The organism is Nocardioides sp. P4_G10 (genome assembly GCF_056401175.1).
In genome coordinates, this window is sequence record NZ_JBFUJV010000003.1 from 313,825 (window position 1) to 322,376 (window position 8,552).

9 protein-coding genes are annotated in these 8,552 nt (G+C 73.7%); 6 read left to right on the forward strand and 3 right to left on the reverse strand.

From position 1 onward, the window contains the following. Window positions 1–10 precede the first annotated feature (10 nt). Window positions 11–949 carry a cation diffusion facilitator family transporter gene (locus AC1DP1_RS07095; protein WP_477506258.1) on the reverse strand — a complete coding sequence of 313 codons (939 nt, stop codon included), beginning with the start codon at window positions 947–949 and terminating at the stop codon, window positions 11–13. A 146-nt stretch (window positions 950–1,095) separates the two neighbouring features. On the opposite strand from AC1DP1_RS07095, the gene AC1DP1_RS07100 reads away from it, so the two are divergent. From AC1DP1_RS07100 to AC1DP1_RS07110, 3 genes are all read left to right on the forward strand, one after another. Further along, window positions 1,096–1,788: a GntR family transcriptional regulator gene (locus tag AC1DP1_RS07100; RefSeq protein WP_477506259.1), complete on the forward strand. Its 693-nt coding sequence runs from the start codon at window positions 1,096–1,098 to the stop codon at window positions 1,786–1,788. Beyond that, on the forward strand, window positions 1,785–2,825 hold the full coding sequence (locus tag AC1DP1_RS07105; RefSeq protein WP_477506260.1) for a 1-aminocyclopropane-1-carboxylate deaminase: 1,041 nt from the start codon (window positions 1,785–1,787) through the stop codon (window positions 2,823–2,825). Before AC1DP1_RS07100 ends, AC1DP1_RS07105 begins: the two co-directional genes overlap by 4 nt. Window positions 2,826–2,888: 63 nt before the next feature. Next, window positions 2,889–3,773: a phosphotransferase family protein gene (locus tag AC1DP1_RS07110; RefSeq protein ID WP_477506261.1), complete on the forward strand. Its 885-nt coding sequence runs from the start codon at window positions 2,889–2,891 to the stop codon at window positions 3,771–3,773. Here AC1DP1_RS07110 and AC1DP1_RS07115 read toward each other — a convergent pair. Continuing rightward, window positions 3,766–4,476: an aspartate/glutamate racemase family protein gene (locus AC1DP1_RS07115; RefSeq protein ID WP_477506262.1), complete on the reverse strand. Its 711-nt coding sequence runs from the start codon at window positions 4,474–4,476 to the stop codon at window positions 3,766–3,768. The two genes, AC1DP1_RS07110 and AC1DP1_RS07115, sit on opposite strands and share 8 nt — an antisense overlap. A 35-nt stretch (window positions 4,477–4,511) precedes the next feature. Here AC1DP1_RS07115 and AC1DP1_RS07120 point away from each other — a divergent pair, with 35 nt between their 5' ends. From AC1DP1_RS07120 to AC1DP1_RS07130, 3 genes are all read left to right on the forward strand, one after another. Then, window positions 4,512–5,114, forward strand: a complete 603-nt coding sequence (locus tag AC1DP1_RS07120) for an N-acetyltransferase family protein (protein WP_477506263.1) — start codon at window positions 4,512–4,514, stop codon at window positions 5,112–5,114. Between the two features lie 101 nt (window positions 5,115–5,215). After that, complete coding sequence (locus AC1DP1_RS07125) at window positions 5,216–7,876, forward strand: FAD/NAD(P)-binding protein (RefSeq protein WP_477506264.1); 2,661 nt, start codon at window positions 5,216–5,218, stop codon at window positions 7,874–7,876. After that, window positions 7,876–8,040, forward strand: a complete 165-nt coding sequence (locus tag AC1DP1_RS07130) for a hypothetical protein (protein WP_477506265.1) — start codon at window positions 7,876–7,878, stop codon at window positions 8,038–8,040. The genes AC1DP1_RS07125 and AC1DP1_RS07130 overlap by 1 nt, the downstream gene beginning before the upstream one ends. 30 nt (window positions 8,041–8,070) lie before the next feature. On the opposite strand, the gene AC1DP1_RS07135 is transcribed toward AC1DP1_RS07130, so the two are convergent. Further along, window positions 8,071–8,552 (reverse strand): sensor histidine kinase (locus tag AC1DP1_RS07135; RefSeq protein WP_477506266.1); only part of this gene is annotated, 482 nt, incomplete at its 5' end.

The following is an 8,552-nucleotide window of genomic DNA, read 5'->3' on the forward strand; positions in this document are numbered from 1 at the left end:
GGTTCAACGCTCAACCATCGGCGTTGTTCCCGTAGACGTGGCCGACGCTCGGCGGGCGCCCCGGCGCGGCCAGCGAGAGGACGGCCCGCGCGATCTCGGGCCGCTCCTCGAGGTGGTCCTCGAGGCGTTGCAGCTCCTCGGCGGCCGCGCTCTCCACGTCGTCGCCGACGAGGTCGACCGACCCGACGAGGAAGAGCCGCTCCGGGCCGACGTACTCGAGGTGCAGCGTGTTGACCGTCTGCACCTCGGGCCGCTCGCGCAGCCAGCCGAGCACCGTGTCGTAGATGCGCGGGTCGGCGACCTGGCCGACGAGGAAGGCCATGTTGCGGCGCAGGAGGTAGATCGCCACCCAGCCGAGCAGCAGGCCGACGAGGATCGACCCGATGGCGTCCCAGACCGGCTGGTGGGTGGCCTGGTGCAGGGCGAGGCCGGTGACCGCGATCGCGATGCCGACCAGGGCCGCCGCGTCCTCGAAGTAGACCGCACGCAGCGTGGGGTTGGACGTCTTGTCGAGGAACGTCACTCGGCTCACGTCGGCCTTGCGCGCGCCCCGTCGTACCTCCCGTCGGGCCTGGAAGAACGAGATGCTCTCCAGGACGAAGGCCGCGCCGAGGACGAGGTAGGCCCACAGGTAGTCGGCTTCCGCCTCCTCCGCCGTCAGCGACTGGATGCCGTGCCACACCGACACCGCGGCGCCCACACCGAAGAGACCGAAGGCCGCGATCATGGACCAGACGTACGCCTCCCGGCCGTAGCCCAGCGGGTGTCCGTCGTCGGCCGGCTTCTCGGACCGTCGCTCCGCCACCACGAGGAAGACCTCGTTGCCGGCGTCGGCCCAGGAGTGGGCCGCCTCGGCCACCATCGACGCCGAGCCGGTGGCGACGGCGACGATGCTCTTGAGGATCGCCAGGATCGTGTTGGCGGTCAGCGCGACGATGACAGTGAGCACCCGCCCACCCTGCCCGACCCGGGTGGGCCCAACCAGCCCCGGCCGGGTAGTCCAGTCGCAGACGGCTGTCCGAGCGCGTTACCGACGGCCACCTGCCACTGGACTACCACTTGACGTGACGACTGCCGCGATGTGCAATATATTGCATGCCGGTCCCCGACTCCCCCGCCCCGCTCCGCACGGCGCTGCTGCGCGACTCGGTGCACGACCGGCTGCGCGACGCGATCGTCGACGGCACCCTCGCGCCGGGCGAGGTGGTGCGCGACACCGAGCTCGCCACCTTGCTCGGCGTGAGCCGTACGCCGGTGCGGGAGGCGCTGCTGCGGCTCGGCGAGACCGGGCTCGTGCGGTCGGCGCCCGGCCGCTCGACCGTGGTCGCGGAGATCGACCTGGCCGAGGTGCGCGAGGCCCATGCCGTCGTCGTCGCCATGCACCGCCTCGCGGTCGCGGAGGCGGTCGCGCGGCTCACCGACGACGACGTCGAGCGGATGCGGGCCGCCAACCGCCGCTTCGCCTCCGCGATCGAGGCCCACGACACCGACGCGGCGCTGACCGCCGACGACGACTTCCACCGGGTCGCGGTCGAGGTCTCGGGCAACCGGGCCCTCGCCACCGTCCTCGACCAGCTCGGCCCCGTCGTACGCCGTCTCGAGCGCCGCCGCTTCGCCTCCCACGCCGGGGAGCAGTCGGTGGCGCTGCACGAGCGCCTCGTCGAGGCGTGCGCCGGCCGCGACGCTCAGGCCGCCGCCGACGTCGCCTTCCGCACCTGGCAGAACCTCGCCGACCTCATCCCCGACCCCGACCGACCGGCCCAGACCGACCAGCAGGAGATCTCATGAACCTCGAGCAGTTCGAGCGCCACCCGCTCACCTTCGGCCCCTCGCCCGTCCACCACCTGAAGCGGCTCTCCGACCACCTCGCGGCAAAGGGCGGCGGCGCCCAGGTGTGGGCCAAGCGCGAGGACGTCAACAGCGGTCTCGCCTTCGGTGGCAACAAGGTCCGCAAGCTCGAGTACATCGTCCCCGACGTGCTGGCCAGCGGCGCCGACACCCTCGTCTCCATCGGCGGGTTCCAGTCCAACCACACCCGCCAGGTCGCCGCGGTGGCCGCCCACCTCGGCCTGAAGTGCCGGCTCGTGCAGGAGAAGTGGGTGCCGTGGGACGACCCGACCAACACCCAGGTGGGCAACATCCTGCTCAGCCGGATGATGGGCGCCGACTCCCGCCTCGACCCGCACGGCTTCGACATCGGCATCCGCGACTCGTGGAAGGACGCGATCCGCGAGGTCGAGGAGGCCGGCGGCACGCCGTACGCCATCCCGGCGGGCGCCAGCGAGCACCGGCTCGGCGGCCTCGGCTTCGCCAACTGGGCCTTCGAGGTGGCCGAGCAGGAGAAGGCGCTCGGCATCACCTTCGACACGATCGTGGTCTGCACGGTCACCGGCTCGACCCACGCGGGGATGATCGCCGGCTTCGCGGCGCTCGAGGACCTCACCGGCGTACGCCGCCGCGTGCTCGGCATCGACGCCAGCGCGACGCTCGAGAAGACCCGCGACCAGGTGGCACGCATCGCCCGGCACACCGCGGACCTGATCGTGCTGGGCCGCGACCTGCGCGACGACGAGATCACCGTGCTCGACGGCTGGGCCGGCGAGCTCTACGGCCTGCCGGTCGACTCGACCATGGAGGCGATGGCGCTCGGCGCGCAGCTCGAGGCGATGATCACCGACCCGGTCTACGAGGGGAAGTCGCTCGCCGGCCTCATCGACCTCGTCACCGAGCGCGACATCCCCCGCGACTCGCACGTGCTCTACGCCCACCTCGGCGGGCAGCCGGCGATCAACGCCTACCACTCGCTCTGGCCCGCGCTGGGCTGACGACACCCGGACACGTGCGGCGGACGTGGCACTCTGCGGCCGCTGACCCGCTACCGTCGCCGCGTGCCGGATCCAGACGTCGACATCGCCGCCGCCCTCGCCTGGGCGGGCTCCGCCCTCGGGTCGCCGGTCACGTCGTACGACGCCCTCGACGGCGGCCTGACGTCGACGATGCTCGTCCTCCGGCACGACGGCGGCGCCGAGTCCGTGCTGCGGCTGATGACGGTCGAGCCGTGGCGCACGCACGGCGCCGAGCTGACGACCCGCGAGCGGGAGGCGCAGCTGGCGATGGCGGGGACGCCCGTCCCGGCCCCGACCAGCGTTGCGCTCGACGCCGAGGGGGCGGCCACGGGTGCCGCGGCGCACCTGATGTCCCGGCTCCCCGGTGCACCGCTCGAGGAGGACGAGGCGCTCGGCGAGCACCGGCTGCAGGCGATGGCCGACCTGCTGGTGACGATCCACGCGCAGCGTCCAGCCGAGCCGTTCCGCACCTTCCAGTCCTGGGCGTGGGAGGAGAAGTGGGTGGTGCCGCCGTGGTCCCGCCACCCGGACTCGTGGCGGCGTGCCTTCGAGGTGCTGGGCGGCCCCGCACCGGCGTACGAGCCGACGTTCCTGCACCGCGACTTCGGCCACCGCAACCTGCTGTGGTCGGGCGACGCGGTCACCGGGGTGGTCGACTGGGTGGAGACCTCGACCGGACCGGCGTGGCTCGACGCGGCCCACGCGGCGTCCAACCTCGCGCTGGCACACGGCACCGGCCCGGCGCAGGACTTCCTGCGCCGCTACGCCGCAGCCAGCAGCACCGACGCCGATGCCCACTGGCTCGTCATGGATGCCGTGGGCTACCTGCCGCCGCCCGGGAAGCGGCCGCTGTTCGGCCGCACCGACCAGCTCGGCCGGCTCGACGACTGGCTCGACCTGGTCGTGCGCGAGACGCTCCTCAGCTGAGGGCGAAGTCCACCGCCGCCAGCGCGTGCAGGCGGGTGGTGGCGAAGACGGGCACCTCGACGTCGTCGGGGCCGAGCAGCAGCTCGATCTCGGTGCACCCGAGGACGACCCCCTCGGCGCCGTCGGCGACCAGCCTCTCCACCACGTCGACGTAGGCCGCCCGCGACTCGTCGCGCACGACGCCGCGGACGAGCTCGCCGTAGATCACCTCGTGCACGAGCTCGCGGTCCTCGCCGGGCGGGACGAGCACCTCGACGCCGTGAGTGGCGAGCCGGTCGCGCAGGAAGGCCTGCTCCATGGTGAACCTCGTGCCGAGCAGCGCGACCCGCGAGAGCCCAGCGCCGCGGACGGCCGCAGCTGTCACGTCGGCGATGTGGATCAGCGGCACACCCGTCGCGGCCTCGATCACGTCGGCGACCTTGTGCATCGTGTTGGTGCAGAGCACCACGCACTCCGCGCCGGCCGCCTCGAGCGCAGCGGCCTCGGCGGCGAGCAGCCGGCCGGCGGCCTCCCACTCGCCCGCCGCCTGCATGGCCTCGACCTCGGCGAAGTCGACGGAGGACATCAGCACCCGCGCCGAGTGGTAGCCGCCGAGACGCTCGCGCACCGCCTCGTTGAGGATCTCGTAGTAGAGCGCGGAGCTCTCCCAGCTCATCCCGCCGAGCAGGCCGATCTTGCGCATCGTCGGTGCAGCAGCGTCCATGCCCCCATTCAACCCGCTGGGTCTACCGTGACGGCATGGCCAGCACGCCCCTGGTGAGCTCCGGCGGGTTCGTCGTCCACCCGGCGACGCACGCGCGGTTCGACGACGTGCGCACGATGGTCGGCCCGAAGAACCCGACGTCCAACGTGTGCTGGTGCCTGAGCCACCGCATCCCGGCGAAGGACAACCGCGAGCTGGCCGGGCCAGACCGCGGGGCCCACGTCGAGGCCTTGACGCGCAAGCGCACCAAGCCGGGCGTGCTCGCCTACGACGGCACCGAGGTCGTCGGGTGGGCGGCCGTCGCGCCGCGCGCGGACCTGCCCTTCGCCCGGTCCACGAAGATCCCACACGTCGACGACCAGCCCGCGTGGTCGGTGTGGTGCATCCGGGTCCGCCCCGGGCACCGGGGCCGCGGCATCTCCCACGTGCTCCTCGACGGCGCGGTGGCCTACGCCGCGCAGCGCGGCGCACCGGTCGTCGAGGGCTACCCGGTGCACAACGAGGGCCGGAAGGTCGACCTGACGATGGCCTACGTCGGCACCCGCAAGCTGTTCGAGGACGCCGGCTTCGAGATGGCCGCGACCACCGAGGCCACCTCGGCGGGGTTCCCGCGCGTCGTCATGCGTCGGGAGGTGTGACCGCCGTCGCCGCGACTCGCCCGCCGCTCCCCCGACTCGGTCCGGGAGCGCTTCGCTGATACCGTTTGTGCAGTAACTCAGTGGACTAAAGGAGAGCTGGCGTGGAGACGAACGAGGGTGACTGTCGGGTCGTCGTGGTGGGAGCCGGTGCCGGCGGCACCCTGGTGGCCACCCACCTGGTGACGGCGCTCTCCTCGCGCTTCCGCGTCGAGCTGGTCGACCCGGCGCCGAGCACCGGCCGCGGCCAGGCCTACTCCACGACGGACGAGCGCCACCTCCTCAACGTCCCGGCCTCGGGCATGAGCGCGTTCCCGCGCGACCCCGAGCACTTCCTCCGCTGGCTGCGCAACCACCACGACCCGAAGTTCCAGCCGCATGACTTCGCGCCGCGCGCGGCGTTCGGCCGCTACATCGAGGGCCTGCTGACCACCGCGACCGAGTTCCCCGGCAACGCCCGGCTCGTACGCCGCCACGCGGAGGTGGTCGACGTCAGCCGGGCCGGCGACGGGTTCGTCGTCGAGCTCTCCGACGGCGAGCAGCTCGAGGCGCGGGCGGTCGTGCTGGCCACCAGCAGCCGCCCGGGCACCGGGTGGGCACCGCCCGAGCTCGCGGCCGACGCCCGCCTGGTCGCCGACCCGTGGACGCAGTCGATCCCCGAGGTCGGCGACGTGCTGATGCTGGGCTCGGGCCTGACCATGGTCGACCTCGCGATCAGCGCCGACCGGCCCGACCGCACCATCCACGTGGTCTCGCGCACCGACGCGATGCCGCAGCCCCACGTGCTGCCCACGACTCCGCCGGTGCCACCGCCGCCCGGCATCACCCGGACCCAGGACCTCGACACGCTCCGGTCCACCCTCACCGCACACGTGGAGGAGACCGTCGCGAGCACCGGCGACTGGCGGGCCGCGATCGACGGGCTGCGTCCCGTCACCTCCCAGCTGTGGCGGGGGCTGTCGGAGGCCGACAAGCGACGCTTCATCGCCGAGGACGCCCGCTCGTGGGACGTGCACCGGCACCGGATGGCGCCGGCCACCTCGCGACGCCTCGACGCGGTCGCGGCGGAGGGCAGGCTCGTGCGCCACCGCGGCACCCTCGCCGCCGTGCGCGCCGACCGGTCGGTCCTCCACGTCACCCTCGACGACGGGACGACCCTGCGCGTCGCGGCGGTGGTCAACTGCACCGGTCCGGTCGGCTCCATCGCCGCCGACCCGCTGCTCACCCGCCTGGCCCAGTCGGGCCTGGTCCGACCCGGCCCGGCCGGCCTGGGCATCGACACCGCCGACGACGGTCGCATCCTCGGCACCCTGCCCGACACACTCCCCTTCCTCGCCGTCGGCTCGCTGCGCCGCGGCAACCTGTGGGAGTCGACGGCGATGCCGGAGATCCGCGAGCAGGCCTACGACGTGGCGCGCATCGTGAGCCGGTCGCTGCACGGCGAGGCCCGCCGCCGCCCGGTCGACCCCTACGGCCTCACGCTCTCCACCGGCCAGGACGCCGCCGAGCGCTACAACGCAGCGCTCGGCCGGCTGCTGCGCCTCCAGGACGGCGTCGAGGAGGGTCTCGCCGACGCGGTCGCCGCCGACGAGGGCTTCGTGCAGGCCCACGCCGCCCTCGCGCTGCTCGGGCACGAGTGGGGAGCCAACACCCACTGGCGCGCCTCGCTGCGCGCCGCCCACCGCGCCGCGTCCGACCGCCACCTCGACGACCGCGAGTCCTCCTTCCTCGACGCCGTCACCACCCGGCTGCGCACCGACGAGGCCACGGGCGCCGCGGCCCTGCTCCGGCACGTACGCCTCTTCCCGCGCGACGCCCTCGCCGTCAGCGTCGCGGTGCCGACCGTCGCCTTCGGCGGCCTCACCAGCGGCTCCCAGACCGCCGAGCTCGTCGAGTCGCTGGGCCGCTCCTACGGCGACGACTGGTGGTACGCCGGCCAGCTGGCGTTCGTCCGCCAGGACCAGGAGCGCTGGGCCGAGGCCGAGGACCTCTCCTCCTACGCCCTCTCGGTCGAGCCCGCCTCGGGCCACGCCGTCCACGCGCGGGCCCACGTCTACTACGAGACCGGCGACCACACGACCGGGCTGGCGTGGCTCGACGAGTGGATCCGCTCCCGCGGGCCCGAGGCCAACCACCGCTCCCACTTCTCCTGGCACGCCGCTCTCCACGAGCTGATGCAGGACGACGTCGAGGCCGTACGCCGCCGCTTCGCCCGCGAGCTCGAACCGTCGATCGTCAGCGGCAGCAGGGTCGTGGTCGACAGCGGGTCGCTGCTCTGGCGCGGCCGGGTGACCGGCGCGTGGACGGATGACCTGCCGGTCGCCGAGGTGCGGGCGCAGGCGCCGGCCGAGTGGCTGACCGCACCCCCGACGCCGTTCGCGGCGATGCACAGCGCCGTCCTGCTCGCCGCCGACGGCGACGCCGCCGCGCTGACCGAGCTGACGGCCCACGCAGAGCGGAGCGACGACCGCGTCTTCCGCGACGTCGTGGCCCCCCTGTGCACCGGCCTCGTCCAGGTCGTCGAGGAGCGCTGGAACGCCGCCGCAGCGACGTTGACAGCCGTCGTCGGCACGATGGCGCCCCTGGGCGGGAGCCGGGCGCAGCGCGAGGTCGTCGAGGACACCCTCGTGCACGCCCTGGCGATGGCCGGGCGCACCACCGAGGCCGCCCACCTGCTCGACCAGCGCCTCTCCCGTCGCTCCTCCGCGCTCGACGCACGGCGTCGCGCCGCGGTGTCCACGTCGAGCGAGTCGGTCAACAGCTGATGGCGCTCGACGGGTTCAGCTCGGTCGCGGTGACCACGATGATCACCCTGGCGATCGTCGACCTCCACGTGGAGCTCGTCGCCGGGGCCGCCGCGTGGACCGCCGGCTGGTGGCTGCTGCGCGAGCCGGGCCCGCGATGCGGGGACGCTCCGCGACACCGCTGACGTCGCCGGCATCGCGCTCACGATGCTGCCTCACTCGAGGGGCAGGACCGGGAGCACCATCCGGAAGTGCGCTCCCTCCGAGCCCTCGACGAGGTCGAGCCGCCCGCCGGCACGCTCGGCCGCGGTCCGGGCGATGGACAGGCCCAGGCCGCTGCCGGACACCCCGGCGCTCCGTGACCTGTCTCCTCGGTGGAACCGGTCGAAGATGCGCTCGCGCTCGCCGGCGGGGATGCCGGGGCCGTCGTCGAGCACGTCGAGCACGACCTCGTGCCCGGTGGTCACCACGGCCAGCTCGACGCCGGACGACGCATAGGCGACGGCGTTGTCGATGAGGTTGCGGACCGCGCGCCTGATCTCCGAGGGGTTGGCGCGGATCGGGCCCGCCGAGACGCGCGCGGTGTCGATGCTCACGCGGCTGTGGCCGCGGGCACGCTCCGCCTCCTCGAGCACGAGGCTGTCGAGGTCCACGCTGCTCATGGCCGCAGGTGCGTGCTCGTCGGCCGCCGCGAGGA